Here is a 16,965-nt window from a genome sequence, read left to right as displayed (position 1 = left end):
TGTCGTACAATGTAGATAGTCTGAAGGAGGAAATTTCCATGTCTGTCAATTCGCTTTCGTTCTCGGCAAGAAACCGGTCGGCCAGAAGGGCGCACGGTTATTCGGACAACCAGCTCATTCAGTTGTTTTTGTCGGTCAATGACCGTTCCAAACACACCATCAAGAATTACGCCTTGTCCTTGAGGCGTTTCCAGGCCTTCATTGCCCCGAAACAGTTGGGGGAAGCGACATGGAGGGACATCGAGGAATTTAAGCAGCACCTCATGGTGGGAACCTTTTCAAAAAACGGGCGGCCTCTTTCTCCCGCAACCGTCGCCACCCAGTTGTCCTCCATTCGTTCGTTCTACAAATGGGCAAGCGACCCGAACATTCGCTTTATGAGCCATAATCCTTCCACATGCATCCGCATTCCCCGCGTCAAGGTAACCAGCATGAATCATTACCTGACAAAGACAGATCTCTCGAAACTGCTGGCGGCACTGAGAGAGCAGGGCATACGGGATTACCTGATCGGCCTCATGCTGGTTCTCCTGGGGCTGCGGGTGTCAGAGCTGACCGCTGTCAAATGGGAGGATTTTTATACGGATCCGTCGGAGTCGTCGGTCTGGCTGACGATCCCCAACGGGAAAGGGGGAAAATCGCGGGAGGTCAAGGTTCCGGCTTTGTTGTGGCGCATGATCAGCGCCAACCGAAACAGCCTGTCCACGGGCAGCAGACTGTTTCCCATCACAAGCCGTCAAGTGGAGCGGATTATCGAAAAGGCACGCGTAAAATGCCGGCTGCACAAACGAGTTACGCCCCATTGGCTCCGGCATACCAATGCGACGCTGGCTCTACTGAACGGGGCCACCCTCCAACAGGTGCAGGAAAACCTGGGCCACTCCCAGCTCAACACAACGCAGCGGTATTTGCATACGATCAAGCTGTTGGAGAAGGCCGCCCCGGATTTTGTCGAAAAAGGGATTGCCGATATTATTCAAGGCACGGATTGCGAACAATGGGGATGTTAGGGGAAACTGTGTTTGACATATAACCAAATGTCATGGGTCTATGGTACTATAAAAGTGTCGTATAATCTACATTGTACGACAAATTTTAACATGTACTGTTTGTATTTGTGATTTTTTGTCGAATTTCGCGGTTGCGTTAGGAGCGAGGGGGGATGGATGATGCGGCCATTGAAGGAAATTCCGGTTTCGCAACTGATGATCGGCAGTGTTCTTGCTCAACCCGTCACGCTGCCGAATGGGGTGAAACTGCTTGAGGCAGGAACGGAGTTGACGGAGGGGTACATCAAAAAGATCAGGAAGATGGGGATCAAAACGGTGGTCGTCATCGACGAGCAGGAAGAAAAGCCCCAACGTCCACGCCCGGCGGTGCAGGTTCACGACCGTTCGGAATCGGTTCAAAAGGTGTATCATACCTTGAGCCATTTGGCGAATTCCGACAAAGTCCGAGGACGGATGTCCGTTCCCGTGATCGAAGCGCGTTTTGTGCACGTATTCGAAAGCATCCTGGAGGAGCTGGTCCGCCATGAATTTTTGCTCGGGCAGTTGGCAGACATGTACGTAAAGGACCCATTCTTGTTTGACCATTCCATCAATGTGGCGGTGCTCTCAGGGATGCTGGGGACGGTAAAGCAATACGATCGCCACAAACTGTATGAACTCGTTTTTGGAGCGTTCCTGTTTGATTGCGGGATGCTGGACGTTCCCGCCGAACTGATCAAAAGGAACCGTCCGCTCACGCCGGAGGAAAAGAAAGTGCTGGAGTACCATACAGCGGCGGGGTACAACAAGCTGGTGAAGCGGGAGGATGTTCCCAAGCGTTCGGCGCTGTGCGCGCTCCAGCACCACGAACGATACAACGGCAGCGGGTATCCCCACAAACTGAAAAAAGGGGAGATTCACGAATACGCCCAGATTGTGGCCATTGCCGACGTCTACCATGCGATGATCTCGCCGCGGTACCATCGGAAGCCGTACACGCCCGCCGAAGCGAGCGAATATTTGGCTGCCGCGGGGAACTATTTCTTTGACCTGGAACTGGTCAAACTATTCCTCACCCATATCTCGATTTATCCGGTAGCAAGCAAGGTCATGCTGAGCAATGGCCAGATCGGCGTCGTCTCTTCCGTGCATTCGGGGTTGGCCCACAGGCCCGTGGTCACCGTTATTCAGGAAGCGGACGGTTCGGTCGTCCCCTTCCCGTACAAGGTTGACCTGCAGGAAAATCTGGATGTGGTGATTGTCAACCGGTTGTCGGGGTAATGGCATCGCAAGACGCTCCGGCGCAGCGTCAATAACATGCCCACGCTCACGCTCTTGTTTCCGGGGGAACAAGGGCGTGAACTTTTTTCGTCGTCGGGGCCGCTGTTTGAGGCGTGAATCGTTTTTCCGCCGGCTGTGATGCCGTATGAAAAGAAAAAGCGCAACGCAGCCGTTACGCTTTGGGGGTATGCAGCGGGATTTTGGCGGTGAAGGTGCTTCCGTTTCCGGGGGTGCTCGCCACGGTGATCGTGCCGTGATGGGCTTCCACAATCCATTTGGCGATGGCCAGCCCCAGGCCTGTTCCTCCCATTTGTTTCGACCGGTTTTTGTCGACCCGGTAAAACCGATCAAAGATGCGGTTCTGCTCCTCAGGCGGGATGCCGATGCCGGTGTCCCGGACGGAGAGGCACAAGACGGGGGGATTCTCCGTTTCGTCAACGGAGAGGGTTACCTGGATTTCCCCGCCGCCGGGCGTGTACTTGATGGCGTTATCCAGCAGGATATACAGCAGTTGTTTGATCCGTTCATGATCGCCGTACACCATCACCGCCGGCGGCGCATCCAGCTTCAGGGCGATCTTCTTTGAGGCGGCCACGGTTTGCGTGGACCGCATCATCTGTTCGACGGAAGGGATCACGTCGGCGTATTCGCATTGCAGATCGGGGTGGCCGGAATCGGAACGCGCCAGCGTCAGCAAATCACTCACCAGTTTGGTCATCCGTCTGACCTCATCTTTCATGTTGAACAGGACGTTTCGCCCAAAAGCGGAAAGCTGCTCGCCTTCTTCCATTTCGAACACATCCAGAGAGGACTGCAAAATGCTGAGCGGGGTCCTCAGCTCGTGCGAAGCGTCGGCGACAAACTCCCGTTGACGCTGAAAGGACCGACGAATCGGGATCATGGCTCGCTTGGACATGAAATAGCTGAGCAAAAGCGCGATCCCCAGAAACAAGATGCCCAAGGCCGTCAATATGGTGAGCAGCCGTTTGAGGAGATGGTTGGTAAACGAGATGTCGATTCCCGTGTAGAAGATCCCCTTCATCTGCACGCCCTGAAAAACGGGGCGGCCCGTCATCATGAGCTCGAGCCGCCCGTCCATCGGCGGCAGCGGCTTTCCTCGCCGGGGTGGAGGCGGAACGGTCACGGTCCCGTACCGGACTTCGTTGGCGGCGGGAATCCATCCCCGGACAAGCTCCAGGATCTGCGGCTTGGCCCGGGGGATGAATTCGTCGCCAAACAGGAGCTGTCCGTTTGCGTCCACCACATAGTAAAAGAATTGATTCCGGCTTTCCCGAACCCGATTGAGATTGTCGTACTCTTCCTGGCTCAGGCTGCCGTCTCGCAGCGCCTCTTCCATCAGCTTGACTTCCTGTTCGGTGATCATCCGCAGTTGTCTCTTTTGTTCATACGAAATGCCGATGTCGACGAGAACGTAAACAACGCCGATAAACAGGGTGAGGAAGACCATGAGTAAAATGCTGTATTGGACGGTCAGCCGGTTTTGTGTGTGCACAAACAGATCCTTTTTCCAAAAACGACGACGCGAGAACCAGTCAATCATCAAGTTTGTATCCCACCCCGCGAATGGATTGGATAATCTCCGTCTCGCCGTCGCCGTTGAGCTTCTTCCGCAGCAATTTGACGGTGGCGTCAATCGTTTTCATGGACACGTCGGAATTCAGTCCCCAGATGCGCTCGAAGATCACCTCTCGTGACAATACCTGTCCCTTGTTGCGGATCAGCAGTTCCAGCAGCTGATATTCCCGCGGCGTCAAGTGAATTTCCTTTTCGCCATCATGGACCGTGCGGTTGGTCAGATTGACGGTGATCGTGTGGATGTGCACGATCTGCTCCTGAATCGGGGCAAAATTGCGGCGTGCCAATGCGCGCAAGCGGGCGAGCAGTTCCTCGATTTCAAACGGTTTTACCAGGTAGTCGTCGGCTCCGGAGTCCAGCCCCTCGATGCGATCCTGGAGCGCGTCTTTTGCCGTCAGCATCAGGATGGCGCCGGCGTATCCCTGCTGGCGCAGCCGGCTGGCTACACGCACCCCTTCTTCCCCGGGCAGCATCCAGTCCAGAATCAGGATGTCAAAGTGGGCGTGCAGGGCATAGTCGAAGGCATCGTCTCCCTGTGTCACCCATTCAACCTGATAGCCTCCTTTTTTCTTCAGCATGTACACGATCAGTTCACCCAGTCGAATGTCGTCTTCGGCCAGCAAAATATTCAAAGGAGACACTCCTTGCCAAAAACATGAAATGGTGTCTTTTTTCATTATTCTCTCCATGCTACACGGTTTCAATGAAAAATGGGTGAAAAAATGCTTTCGGCCGCTTCGGATCAGGACGGCGTCTCCCTTTTCACCGTTTTTTCACCGTTGCTGCCTATAATGAGCGGGTAGGACTTGTCAGATACGTGTAGGGGGAATGCCGCGTGAGTGAGTATGCCAAGAGAAATCTGGCGCTGTTCTTGCCCAGAAAAAACAAAAGACACATCGTGGTGATCGGTTTGATCGCTGTCCTGTTGGGCGGGGCGGGAATCTTTGCCTACCAGAAATGGACGTCTCCGCAAAGCGCCGCCTCCGTGATGCGAGTGGAAACCGTCAAGCGGGGGAACGTAACGGAAACGGTCTCCGCATCGGGAACCGTGCAGGCCTCCAAGCGCGTTTCGCTATCCGCTGCGAGCAGCAGCGCGGTCATCAAATCGATCCACGTGAAAATTGGCGACCGTGTCAAGGCCGGACAAGTGCTGGCCGAGCTGGACGATTCCGAAGCCCGCGTACAGGTGAAGAATGCGGAAGCCAACCTCCTGTCTGCAAAGGCCCATTTGGCCGAAGTGACAAAGCCCAGGACCGCGGCGGAAATCAACGCGCTGCAGGCGAAGGTAAACCAGGCGAAGGCCGCATTGGACGCGGCCCAAAGCGGGTTCGACACAAAAAAGGCTGATTACGACCTGGAAAAGGCCAAAGCCAACCTGCAAAACGCGCAAAAGACCTACAACACGCAAAGCGCCCTGTACAGTCAGGGTATCATTTCGAAAAGCGAATTCGATCAAGCCAAGAGCAGTTTGGACCAGGCGCAGCTCGAGTACAACAGCGCCGTGCTGGCCCGCAGCCAGACACAAGCGAAATCCAGGAGCGACCTGGAACAGGCGCGGGCCGCGTACGAAACGGCGGTAGCCGACCTGCAGGAAGCCAAAGCGGGGCCGGACCCCTCGGCCGTGCAGTCCGCACAAGCCGCGGTGGCACAGGCGGAGGCGCAGTGGCAGCAGCAGGTAAAAGCCCTGCAGGACGTAACCCTGAAAGCGCCCATGGACGGGGTGATTGTGCAGATAAACGGAAATGTGGGGGAAAGTCCGTCCAATCCGTTTATCGTCATGGATAATTCGGACTCCGGCAATCTGGAGGTCCTGGCGCAAATCAGCGAAAGCGATATCGGCAAAGTGAAGGCGGGGCTGCCGGCCACCTTCACCACCACTTCTTACGCCGATCAAACCTTTGCCGGAAAGGTGAAGCTGGTTTATCCGGAAGCGACGACCGACTCAGGGGTCACCACGTATCAGGTTCTCCTGTCCGTCGACAACAAGGACGGCCTGCTGAAAACCGGCATGACCGTGAACGCGCGCATCGAAGTGGGCACGCACGAAAATGTGCTGTACGTCCCGGCGGCGGCCTTGAAAACCCAGAACGGGAAAGATGGCGTGTACCTCGCATCGGCGAAGGGAGAGGCCGGCGCGACCCGAACGGGAGGCGCAGAATCGGGCAGGGCTGCTCCCCGTTTCCGCTTCCAGCCGGTCACCATCGGTTACTTTAGCTCCGATCGGGTGGAAATCACGTCCGGTCTGCAGGAAGGGGATCAAGTGGTTTTGACCTTTGAGAACACCGCCTCCTCCGGCTCCAGCAGCAGCAGGCCAAACGGCATGGGGGGATTCCCGGGCTTTGGCGGGATGGGAGGCCCCGGCGGAGGATTCGGCGGCGGCATGAGAGGGAATCGATAAGATGAAACCGGTCATTCAAATGGAAGAGGTAACGAAGACCTACGTTATCGGCGATCAGGAGATTCAAGCGCTTCGCGGGGTAAACCTGGTGATCCAGGAGGGGGACTTTGCGGCGATCATGGGTCCCTCCGGTTCCGGCAAATCGACGATGATGAATCTGATCGGCTGTCTGGACAAACCGACTTCGGGCGAGCTGTACCTGGATGGTTACCCCGTGTCGCAAGCGGATGACGACGAGCTGGCCATCATTCGGAATCAGAAGATCGGCTTTGTGTTTCAACAGTTTCATTTGCTCCCCCGAACCAGCGCGGTCGAAAATGTGGAGCTGCCTCTGCTGTATGCGGGCGTTCCCGCGAAGGAACGGCGCGAACGAGCCGTGCAGGCGCTGGAAAGCGTGGGGTTGGGCAATCGGCTGTACAACAAGCCGAATGAACTGTCAGGCGGGCAGCAGCAGCGGGTGTCGATCGCCCGGGCGTTGGTTAACAATCCCGTGATACTCCTGGCCGATGAACCGACAGGCGCGCTGGACACGAAAACGAGCATCGAGATCATGAGCATCTTTCAGCAGCTGCACGAGGAAGGCAAGACCATCGTGCTGGTTACGCACGAACCCGACATTGCGGAACATGCCAAGCGAATCATTCGCTTTCGTGACGGGCAGATCATCTCAAATGAAGCGGTTGACCATCGAAGACGGGCCAACCTTGAGGATGTGAAGGTATGAATTTCGCGGAAAGCCTGCGCGTCTCTTTACGCAGTATCAAAACAAACCGATTGCGCTCGTTTTTGACCATGCTCGGCATCGTGATCGGGGTGGCGGCCGTCATTGCGATGGTGGCCATCGGAGAGGGCGCTTCCGCCAACGTGGCGTCGCAAATCAACGCCTTGGGGAGCAACCTGCTCATTGTGACACCCGGCCAGACTGCCCGGGGGCAAATCAATCTGGGCGCCGGTTCGTTAAACACCTTGACGCTGGCGGATAGTGAAGCGCTCGCCCAAAACAGCTCCATCGCGGCGGTTGCGCCCAGTGTGACGGGGCGGGCTCAGGTAGTCTGGCGGAACAAAAACTACGCGACCTCGATCGAAGGCACCAATGAATCGTATCCCCAGGTGCGGAACGTTCAGGTGCAGCAGGGCCGGTTCTTTAACCGGCTGGAAGTGCAGAGACAATCAAACGTGGCGGTTGTGGGCCCGGACGTGATCGCCAATTTGTTCGGTGACAGCAATGCCAGCCCCATCGGGCAAACCATCCAGATCAACCGGATTCCGTTTCAAATCATCGGCATCTTGAAAAGTCAGGGCAGCACGGGAATGACCAACAATGACGACAAAGTGATTGTCCCGATTACGACAGCGATGAACCGGCTGACCGGAGGCAGGCACGTGGGCAGCATTTACGTGTCGGCCGTCTCCGCGGAGGCGTTGCCCCAGGCGCAGTTTGACGTTCAGTTGACGCTGAGGGCCCAGCACAACCTGCGGCCGAACAAGGAAAACGATTTTCAAATCCGGTCCCAATCGGAAATCCTCAGTACGGCCCAAGGGGTTACCGGTGTGATGACCGCCCTGTTGTCCGGCATTGCGGCGATTTCGCTGGTGGTCGGGGGCATCGGGATCATGAACATCATGCTGGTTTCGGTGACGGAACGAACGCGTGAGATCGGCATCCGCAAAGCGCTCGGGGCAACCCGTTGGGACATTCAACGGCAGTTTTTGATCGAATCCGTGACCATCAGCTTGCTGGGGGGAATCATCGGCATTCTCCTGGGGATCGGGGCGGCTTTCGCCCTGCGCCAATTCGCCGGCATAGCGACGTCGGTCAGTGTGTCTCCGATGCTGTACGCGTTCCTTTCCTCCGTGCTTGTCGGCGTGATATTCGGGGTGTACCCGGCCCGAAAAGCCGCACGGTTGAAACCGATTGACGCACTGCGTTACGAGTAGTGCGTAGCGGGTGCGCCGTTCGGTGTTCCCGCATCATTGATTCCATTCAAAGCCACTCCTTTGTGTTGGAGTGGCTTTTTTGCTTATGGACAAGGCGGTTTCCTCTTCCAATAGGGAACCGCCCATTTTGGTATGGGCAAGCAACCAATTCGGGGAACCGGAATAATGTGCACTGTAGCGAAAAACAGAATGATGGTGAAAGGGGAAAGGTTTCATTGAGCAGCACACCCGTTGAAAGCCACCATGGCCATAAGTCTTACGGCACAGCCGCGTTTTCTCCGCAATGGTATCAATGGCCCCACCCATATCATGTCCCGTATCCGCCCTATCTGTCCTACGTGCCGGTTGTCTACCAGGAGCCATTCTATGACTATTATTTGGACTACGTTGATTATGTTGACCCGTACGGAGGCTACTACGACGTGTACGACTCCTACGAGGACAGCTTTGATTACGTCAGTTCCTGACGGTTGTGGCAGGGAGCGCGAGCGCTGCACGTCCGCAGCGGCCGCATAGCGTCCGGTGCGCTGACGGACACATTTTCGGTGATGAAACATCCAGATCAATTCATGAATGGAGGGTATCAAATTGGACGATTTTAAAAAAGAAATCAAAAAGGTAGAAGCGGATGAGTTTCATGCGAGCGAGATGGTTCCCTATGAGAATCCGGACTACGATTACGCCCAATTCAATTGCGGGCAATGTGGGGGACGCTGCAGAAACTGTAGAAATTGTTTTCAACGCTGCCGAAATTGCTTTTTCCCGCGCTGCCACAATTGCTTTTTCCCACGCTGCCACAATTGCTTTGGCCCCCGGTGCGGACGATGCTTTTAACCTGGTGAAGACAGAGGTTTGTGATCGTTTGACAGGAGAGCCGAAACCCTTCAATTGCAAGGGTTTCGGCTTTTTTTCGGCTGCATGTGACCGGTCTGTTTGTCTCGTGGCACGGAAGTTGTCGGCGTGGAGGGGACTTCTCAACAAAGTAGGCAAGAGGGACAAATAGCGGTACATATGATTAACACGGAGTGTGTTGAGGGATGGTTGCGGATTTCAGAACAGCTGACGGGAGGAAGCATGGTATGACAAGTTTGAAGCCATCGATGCGTCTGAAAGTGAAGGGAGACACGTTTTTTCTCCCCGATCCATCCGGCGGTGTGTATTTTCGGAACAACATCGGCTCGTTTCACATGGAAGGCAGGACGATCCTGCAGTGGATTGAAAAACTGATGCCGGTGTTAAACGGCGAGCACACGCTGGAGGAGTTGACGGACGGATTGCCGGCCCCATACCGGGACCGGGTGTATGAAATTGCAGAGGTGCTGTACCAAAACGGCTTTGTCCGGGATGTAAGCCGGGATCGGCCGCATCAACTGCCGGAAGAGATACGCAAACGATATGCGGAGCAAATCGAATTTTTGAACAGTTTCGGGGATTCGGGTGCCTACCGCTTTCAGACGTATCGTCAGTCCAGGGTGGCAGCGGTGGGCGCCGGCCCGTTACTGCTCTCGCTGGTAGCGGCGTTGTTGGAATCGGGACTGCCAAGGCTGCACGTACTGGTCACGGATGAGGCAGTCACAAACCGGCAGCGGTTGGCGGAACTGGCGGAACATGCCCGAAAAGAGGACCCTGAGGTATCGCTGGAGGACATTTCGCTGCAAAAAGGGGGCGTCATTTCCTGGCGGGAGTTTGTGCAGCCGTTCGATGCGATCCTGTACGTGTCAGAGAAGGGGGATGTCGAGGAACTGCGGGTTCTGCATGACGTCTGCAGGCAGGAAAAAAAGGTGTTCCTCCCGGCCCTGTGCATCCATGAGACAGGGATGGCCGGTCCGCTGGTGCATCCGGACAGTGCGGGATGTTGGGAGTCGGCGTGGCGCCGCCTGCACCTGTCGGCGGTGCGCAAAGACCCGAAGCAGCACGCCTTCTCCTCCACCGCGGGAGCCATGCTGGCGAATGTCATGGTGTTCGAATGGTTCAAAACGGCAACGGGCGTATTCCAACGGGAACCGCAATTCTTTCTCTTGAACCTGGAGACGTTGGAAGGAAGCTGGCATTCGTTCCTGCCCCATCCGCTGGTGACCGGATACGAACCGGTGCACTGGGTCCACGTTTCAGATCTGCGGCTCGAACGGGATTCCACGAGGCGGGAATCGGACGGATTGATTCCGTACTTCAGCCAGCTGACATCGCCGGAAACCGGCATTTTGCATGTGTGGGATCCGTTGGACACCCGGCAGATTCCGTTGGCACAGTGCGTGGTTCAGGCTGTCGATCCGCTGTCGGAAGGACCGGCTCGGCTGCTGCCGGCGGTTGTTTGTACAGGGTTGACGCATGAGGAGGCGCGGCGGGAAGCGGGACTGACCGGGGTCGAAGCGTACGTGTCGCGAATGGTTGATCGGCTCGCGTCGACGCTTCCCGCCGAGCAGGAGGCAGGAAGGAGCATGATCCAACCGGATGAATGGGTCGGCGTCGGAGCGGGGGAAACGGCTGCAGAAGGCGTAAGCCGGGGACTGCAGAAGTGTTTGACCGAGGCATTGAGGAAGAGACACGCGGATGAGAAGCCGCGCATCTCTTTGGTGCGGGTGGAGACGGTCGAAGATGAGCGCTGCCGGTATTATTTGCAGGCGTTGACCACGATGCAGGGAGCTCCGCTGATCGGCTTGGGAGAGGACGTCTATGGGTTCCCTGTGGTGTGGGCCGGTATGAACGGCCGGTGGTATGGCAGCGTGGGATTCCAAGTGACTTCAGCGCTGCGGCAGTCGCTGCAGCAGGCGCTGCTGAAGGCGCAAAACCAAGCGGCGCGTCCCGGGATGCAGGCGGTGGAGGTTTCAGCCGTGCTGCTGGCAGACAAGGCACCGCAAAGTCTTGCGATCCCCGCGTGTGAAGCGGACGATCATGTCGAGGTTGTGCAGTCCGCTCTGCAGGTGTTACAACGAAACCGCAAGCGGCTTCTGGTCTGCGATCTGGCGCGGGAGCCGTTCTTGCAAGAGGAGTTGGCAGGGGTGTTTGGCGTGCTGGTGCGAGAGGAGGAGTCCCGGTGAGTGCTGGTGTGGTTGTTGTTGGAGAAGGGCTGTTGGCCGACTTCGTGAGCAAGGAATTGTCCTCCCGATACCGGATCGTTCGTCATGCCGATGGAAAAACCGGAATACCGGAATCGGCGGACCTGGCTCTGGTTTTGCATGATACCTGGGAGCCTTCCGTTCATTACGAGGCGGAAGCGTTGTTTCAGCCGGCCGGCATCCCTTGGCTGCGGGGCTTTGCCGCATGTGGCGAGGGTGTGGTCGGACCGCTGGTGCACCCGGGTACGCCGGGGTGCTCCCAGTGTGCGGACCTGCGGCGCGTCGTGGCGAGAAGGGACCGCAGCGAGATGTGGGAATGGAAACGGACGCTGGCGGAACACGGGGGGATGCCGCGTGACCCGTGGGCGTCGCGGACCGGGATGCTGCAGACAGCTCACCTGCTCGTCGCCGAGGCCGAAAGGGTGCTGCAGGGCAGGCAGGCCCACCTGGAAGAAAGCGTCTGCCTGATCAACCTGAAAACGTTGGAGAGCTCGCGTCACTTTTTTCTGCCCGACCCGCTGTGTCCGGTATGCGGTCGATTGCCCGACGATTCGCCGATGGCGGCGCGGATTTCGCTCGCGCCCAGTCCGAAGATCAGTGCCGACAGTTACCGCTGCCGTCCGATGGATGAGCTGAAGAACGTTCTGGGCAAGGACTATCTGGATTACCGGACGGGATTGGTCAATGGGAAACGGAATAACTTCGAGTCGCCGTTTGCCGTTGTCAGCGTCAATCTGCCGCTGTTTACGGGGGACGAATCGACGGCGGGTCGGACTCATTCCTTCGCGGAAAGCGAGTTGTTGGCGATTTTGGAGGGATTGGAGCGGTACTGCGGTTTGGAACCGCGCGGCAAACGGACGGTCGTACACGACAGCTATCGCAACCTTGCCGATCAGGCACTCAACCCTCTCACGGTAGGGGTGCACGCCAAGGAACAGTATGCGCGGCCCGATTTTCCGTTCAAACCGTTTGATCCTGACCGCCCGATCCATTGGGTATGGGGCTATTCCTTTATGCAGGAGCGTCCGATTCTGGTTCCGGAACTGCTGGCCTATTACAGTCTGGATTACGGGGACGGCTTCGTCTATGAAACGTCCAACGGATGCGCCTTGGGCGGAAGTTTGGAGGAAGCTATCTTCTACGGCATTTTGGAAGTGGTGGAGCGCGATTCGTTCCTGATGACGTGGTACGCCCAACTGCCTCTCCCGCGTCTTGACCCTGGTTCCGTCGACGATACGGAACTGCGATTGATGATCGAGCGTGCGAAGGCGGTGGGGGGATACGACCTGTATTTCTACAACGCGACGATGGAGAACGGAATTCCAAGCGTTTGGGTGTTGGCCAAGAACAGAAAGGAAACCGGAGTGAATCTCATCTGTGCGGCCGGGGCTCATCCGGACCCGGTACGGGCGGTGAAAGGCGCCGTTCACGAGTTGGCTGACATGATGCTGACGATTGACGACAAATTCGAGGCGTACAGGGAGAAGTATGAGCGAATGCTGGATGATCCGTTCCTGGTGCAGGAGATGGAAGACCACTCCATGCTGTACGGCTTGCCGCAAGCGGAGAAGCGCTTGGATTTTTTGCTGGATGAGGACCGTCCGCTGCTAACGTTTGACGAGGCATTCAAGCGGAAGGAGAGGTCGGCCGACCTGACTGATGATTTGAAGGACATTCTCCAGGCTTTTCGCCGTGTGAACCTCGACGTGATCGTGGTGGACCAAACGACACCGGAGATGAGGCGAAACAGCCTGTACTGCGTGAAAGTGCTGATTCCGGGGATGCTGCCGATGACGTTCGGGTATCACCTGACCCGCCTGGAGGGGTTGGAACGGGTGCTGCGGGTCCCCATGGAACTGGGATATGCCAGGCAGCCGTTGACACGTGAACAGCTCAATCCCCATCCGCATCCGTTTCCATAATCCCGGACGGGAGGAAGAAGTATGCGTCTGGATTCATTTTTGCACAATCTGCACTTTGACATTGACAGGCTTGATCCGCCGGACTGGGAGGTGGATTGGAACGACGCCCCCCTCGCGTATAAGCTTTACCGCGGCCTGCCTGTCGTCCCGCTTTCTGCGGAAGTGCCGCTGACGCTGGAAGGACGGGAAGTGCCCGGAACGCCCGCTCTTTCCGACATCGGCCATTTTCTCTGGTATGCGTTCGGGCTTGCAAAAGTCTGCCAATGGGAGCTTGTCGGGGATGGAGCGGAACAAGAAGGCGGCGTAACGCATTCGTTCCGGCGCTTTCTTCCTTCCGGCGGGGCGCTGTATCCCAGCGAATTGTACCTGTATTTGCGAGTAAAGGATTTGCCCGCAGGGATCTACCATTACGATACCGCACACCACCGCCTGGTGCTGCTGCGGGAAGGCGATTTCGATTCCTATGTCGCCAGGGCTCTCGGCAATCGCTGCGACGTGTCGGCTTGTTTCGGCACGGTGTTTGTCTCGACGATGTTTTGGAAAAATTTTTTTAAATACCATAACTTTTCCTACCGGCTGCAGGGGTTGGATGCCGGGGTGCTGATCGGGCATCTGCTGGAGGTGGCGAAACGGTTTGGCTTTTCGTCGGGGGTGTACTTCCAGTTTCTTGACAGGGCCGTCAACCATCTGCTCGGCCTGTCCGAACAGGACGAGAGCGTGTATGCAGTCATTCCGCTGTCAGTGGAACCGGGGATGACCTGGTTTGCCGACAGGGGGAGGGACGAGGCGATCACGGCCAGCGAACTGTGCCGGGAGTTGAGGCCGGTTGCGCATGAGCACTACGTCCGGTCGCGGCGGGTCCGGCCGTACCCGATGCTGGTCAGGATGAACGAAGCCTCCCTGCTGGAATCGACTTGGTCGTTTCGGCAGGTGGAGGGAGAGACGCACGAAAACGTAAAGGGTCGGGCGGTGCCCCTGCCCCCGGTGAACCGGTTGTCGTATGACCTGGCAGCGGCCTGCAAGAAGCGGCATTCGCCGGGGATCGACTTCGTGTTGGGCCGGGTAAGCCAGGAGCAGCTCGCCGCGCTGCTGCGGGAAGCGACCGCTTCCTTCGCCTACCGGAATGATTTGGACGGGGTGCGAGCGAATCCCGAACCTCGCGTCTCGCTGTATCTCTGTCTGCATCATGTGGAAGGCATCCCGGACGGCGCCTACCGCTATGACAGCGGCGCGCATGCCCTGCAGATGGAACGTCCCGGAGATCATCGGCTGTCGCTCCAGCAGGCCATGACGCTCGACAATGTCAATCTGCTTCAAACCCCGCTCTGCCTGCATCCGGCGGGGGGACGGGATCACCTCCAAACGGCACTGGGGTACAGGGGATACCGCATTCAACAAATGGAGGCCGGCATGCTCGTGCAGCATGTGCTGCTGGCGGCATCGGCCCTCGGGATGGCGGGGCATCCGCTTCTGGGATACGACGCGAATATGTGCGACGAGATCTATGGGATTGCCTCACGCGGCCAAACCTGCCTGATCCAGCTCCCGGTAGGTCCCTACCGCCCCGCCTCCCGTCTGGAGGGGAGCCTGCACGCCTAGCGTTCGCCGTTTGTGCTGACCGATACCCTGCTTGTTTTCGCGGTATGCGCGGAGACGGGCAGGGCTGTTTTTTTCAAGCCCTGCCGCAGCGGGCGGGGGGTGGCGCCTGCCTTCTGCTTTGCGCCCTGAAACTGCAAGCGGGTGCAGTTGGTTCATTGCTTTTTGGAGGGAAAACGTGAAATCATAAGGGGGAGGTGAGAAGCAAGATGATTCGCTTGAGCGTACTGGACCAATCCCCGATTGCCCAGGGCAGCACGGCCCCGGAGGCGCTGTCCCAGACCGTCCGCCTGGCCCGTGAACTGGACCAACTGGGGTATCATCGTTTTTGGGTATCGGAACATCACCATACGTTGGGGTTGGCCGGGTCCAGCCCGGAAATTCTGGTGGCCCATCTGGCAGCGGTCACCACGAACATGCGAATAGGGACGGGCGGTGTCATGCTGCCCCACTACAGCGCGTACAAGGTGGCGGAAACGTTTCGCGTGCTGGAAGGACTGCACCCCAACCGGATCGACCTGGGGGTAGGCCGGGCACCCGGCGGCATGCCGCTCGCCACGAGAGCGCTGCAGGAGGGAAAAGTAACGGGCATCGACCGGTATCCCGAGCAGTTGGATGATCTGATCGGCTATTTGTACGACACGATTGACGAGAACCACAAGTTTCCAGGGCTGCGGGCAACGCCCATCGTGCCCACCGCGCCCCAGTTGTGGCTGCTCGGCTCCAGTGGGGAGAGCGCCAGACTGGCCGCCCAGCGAGGAGCATCGTTCGCCTTTGCCCATTTTATCAACGGGGAAGGCGGCGAAGAGGCCATGCGGTGGTACCAGGAACATTTTCAGCCGTCCCTCGTAAGCGATCGGCCGCAGTCGATGGTGGCGATCTTTGTCGTCTGTGCCGAGACCGAGGAAGAAGCGAACCGAATCGCTTCCAGTCTCGACCTGTCCCTCTTGCTGCTGGAAAAAGGGGACGGCAGTCAGGGTACCCCCTCCGTCGAAGCGGCGCTGCGGTATCCCTATACCGATTATGACCGCTACCGGATTCAGGAAAACCGCAAGCGAATGATTGTGGGCACCAAGGAACAGGTGAAGGAGCGAATCCTGCAGATGAGCGAGCGGTACAACACGACGGAGTTTATGGTGGTCACCATTACGCACGATTTCGAAGCGAAGCGGAAGTCGTTCCGGCTGCTGGCGGAGGCATTCGGCTTGTCGGGCCGGTAGACGCCCAATGAATCAAACAGGGAAACGGACGGTCGCGAGGCGGCCCGTTTCACGCGCGTCCCATGAGCATGCGGCACGCCCGATGGTCCAGGTTCCATGCGGGAGCAGCGGGGCGCGCGTGTTTTTTGGGGAAAACGTGGCGGCCCATTCCGCTCTGCACCAGCACCAGCGCCGGCGTCCGGCCGGAGGTTTGGCGGCAGGCGCATAAAGCCGCGGTGTGAAGCCGTAAGATCATTCGATTCGTTATAATAGACAAAATATTCTGTATCATATATCATATATGCAATGTCGCAGCGATTGAGGTGCATGGCGTGCGATCCTCGTTCATTTCGTACAAGTCGTTAAAAATGCAGGCGTACCACGTTTTGAAGGAGGCGATCATCAGCGGAACCCTGACGGACCATCAGATGCTGACGGAACGCACAGCGATGGAACTGTTCGGCATCAGCCGCACCCCTTTTCGCGAGGCGGTTCAAATCCTGGAAGCGGAAGGCTGGGTCTATTCCCTGCCGTACAAAGGCATCTATGTCAGTCCTGTCAACCTGAAGGATTTCGAGGAAGTGTTCGAACTGCGCCTCATTCTGGAGACCGCAATCGTGCAAAAGGTGGCGAGCCGGCTGGACGAGAAGGGCTTCGCCGTGTTGGAAAGGATGGTCGAGTCGATGCAGACCGATTCCGCCGCGCAAAACGATTACGACTTCACCTCGCTGGATTTTGCCTTTCACCGGACCTTGAACAACATGGCCGACAACAGGCGCCTGCTGGCGATGACGGAACAGATTTACGACGTGATGCGCCGCATCGGCATGAGGGTCCTCAGGCGGCCGATTGCCCGCCGGGAGGAAATCATTCGCGAACACCGGAAGATTCTCGACGGACTCCGAAACGGCACAGCGGAAGCGGCTGTGATCGAGCATCTGGAGAGAGTGAAGCAGTTGATGAAGCATGAGTAACGGAGGGGGAGCGGAG

13 protein-coding genes are annotated in these 16,965 nt (G+C 57.4%); 11 read left to right on the top strand and 2 right to left on the bottom strand.

Annotated features, from left to right (window positions below; all coding sequences use genetic code 11):
* Positions 1-38 precede the first annotated feature (38 nt).
* Positions 39-1,010, top strand: coding sequence for a tyrosine-type recombinase/integrase (locus FOI68_RS10480; RefSeq protein WP_044899917.1), 972 nt, complete (start codon positions 39-41; stop codon positions 1,008-1,010).
* 156 nt (positions 1,011-1,166) lie between these two features.
* Entirely contained in the window at positions 1,167-2,270 is a 1,104-nt protein-coding gene (locus FOI68_RS10475) for an HD-GYP domain-containing protein (protein WP_143863121.1), read from the top strand.
* A gap of 172 nt (positions 2,271-2,442) precedes the next feature.
* Here FOI68_RS10475 and FOI68_RS10470 read toward each other — a convergent pair whose 3' ends face one another.
* Together FOI68_RS10470 and FOI68_RS10465 are read right to left on the bottom strand one after the other, a co-directional pair.
* A complete protein-coding gene (locus tag FOI68_RS10470; protein WP_255433429.1) occupies positions 2,443-3,831 on the bottom strand; it encodes a sensor histidine kinase in 1,389 nt (462 codons plus the stop codon).
* Positions 3,824-4,498 (bottom strand): response regulator transcription factor, encoded by a 675-nt coding sequence (locus FOI68_RS10465; RefSeq protein ID WP_029098190.1) that lies wholly within the window; start codon positions 4,496-4,498, stop codon positions 3,824-3,826. Before FOI68_RS10465 ends, FOI68_RS10470 begins: the two co-directional genes overlap by 8 nt.
* 203 nt (positions 4,499-4,701) lie before the next feature.
* On the opposite strand from FOI68_RS10465, the gene FOI68_RS10460 reads away from it, so the two are divergent.
* The 9 genes from FOI68_RS10460 (at position 4,702) to FOI68_RS10420 (ending at position 16,949) form a co-directional block, all read left to right on the top strand.
* Positions 4,702-6,264 (top strand): efflux RND transporter periplasmic adaptor subunit, encoded by a 1,563-nt coding sequence (locus FOI68_RS10460; protein ID WP_255433428.1) that lies wholly within the window; start codon positions 4,702-4,704, stop codon positions 6,262-6,264.
* Position 6,265: 1 nt separating this feature from the next.
* The gene (locus FOI68_RS10455; RefSeq protein WP_044899914.1) at positions 6,266-6,988 is read left to right on the top strand and encodes an ABC transporter ATP-binding protein; all 723 of its coding nucleotides are present in this window, start codon (positions 6,266-6,268) and stop codon (positions 6,986-6,988) included.
* Complete coding sequence (locus FOI68_RS10450; protein ID WP_143863118.1) at positions 6,985-8,202, top strand: ABC transporter permease; 1,218 nt, start codon at positions 6,985-6,987, stop codon at positions 8,200-8,202. The genes FOI68_RS10455 and FOI68_RS10450 overlap by 4 nt, the downstream gene beginning before the upstream one ends.
* Positions 8,203-8,775: 573 nt before the next feature.
* The gene (locus FOI68_RS24235; RefSeq protein WP_143863116.1) at positions 8,776-9,036 is read left to right on the top strand and encodes a heterocycloanthracin/sonorensin family bacteriocin; all 261 of its coding nucleotides are present in this window, start codon (positions 8,776-8,778) and stop codon (positions 9,034-9,036) included.
* Between the two features lie 245 nt (positions 9,037-9,281).
* Complete coding sequence (locus tag FOI68_RS10440; protein WP_143863114.1) at positions 9,282-11,240, top strand: putative thiazole-containing bacteriocin maturation protein; 1,959 nt, start codon at positions 9,282-9,284, stop codon at positions 11,238-11,240.
* The gene (locus FOI68_RS10435) at positions 11,237-13,180 is read left to right on the top strand and encodes a TOMM precursor leader peptide-binding protein (protein ID WP_143863113.1); all 1,944 of its coding nucleotides are present in this window, start codon (positions 11,237-11,239) and stop codon (positions 13,178-13,180) included. Before FOI68_RS10440 ends, FOI68_RS10435 begins: the two co-directional genes overlap by 4 nt.
* Before the next feature lie 21 nt (positions 13,181-13,201).
* Complete coding sequence (locus FOI68_RS10430) at positions 13,202-14,779, top strand: SagB family peptide dehydrogenase (RefSeq protein WP_143863111.1); 1,578 nt, start codon at positions 13,202-13,204, stop codon at positions 14,777-14,779.
* A gap of 206 nt (positions 14,780-14,985) precedes the next feature.
* Complete coding sequence (locus FOI68_RS10425; protein ID WP_143863109.1) at positions 14,986-15,996, top strand: LLM class flavin-dependent oxidoreductase; 1,011 nt, start codon at positions 14,986-14,988, stop codon at positions 15,994-15,996.
* A gap of 311 nt (positions 15,997-16,307) precedes the next feature.
* On the top strand, positions 16,308-16,949 hold the full coding sequence (locus FOI68_RS10420) for a GntR family transcriptional regulator (RefSeq protein ID WP_143863107.1): 642 nt from the start codon (positions 16,308-16,310) through the stop codon (positions 16,947-16,949).
* Positions 16,950-16,965 lie beyond the last annotated feature (16 nt).

The sequence above is a fragment of the Brevibacillus sp. LEMMJ03 genome (assembly GCF_007197875.1).
GTDB lineage: Bacteria > Bacillota > Bacilli > Brevibacillales > Brevibacillaceae > Brevibacillus > Brevibacillus thermoruber.
Note: the sequence above shows the minus strand (reverse complement) of the source record. Positions and strands in the feature narration are given on the sequence as shown.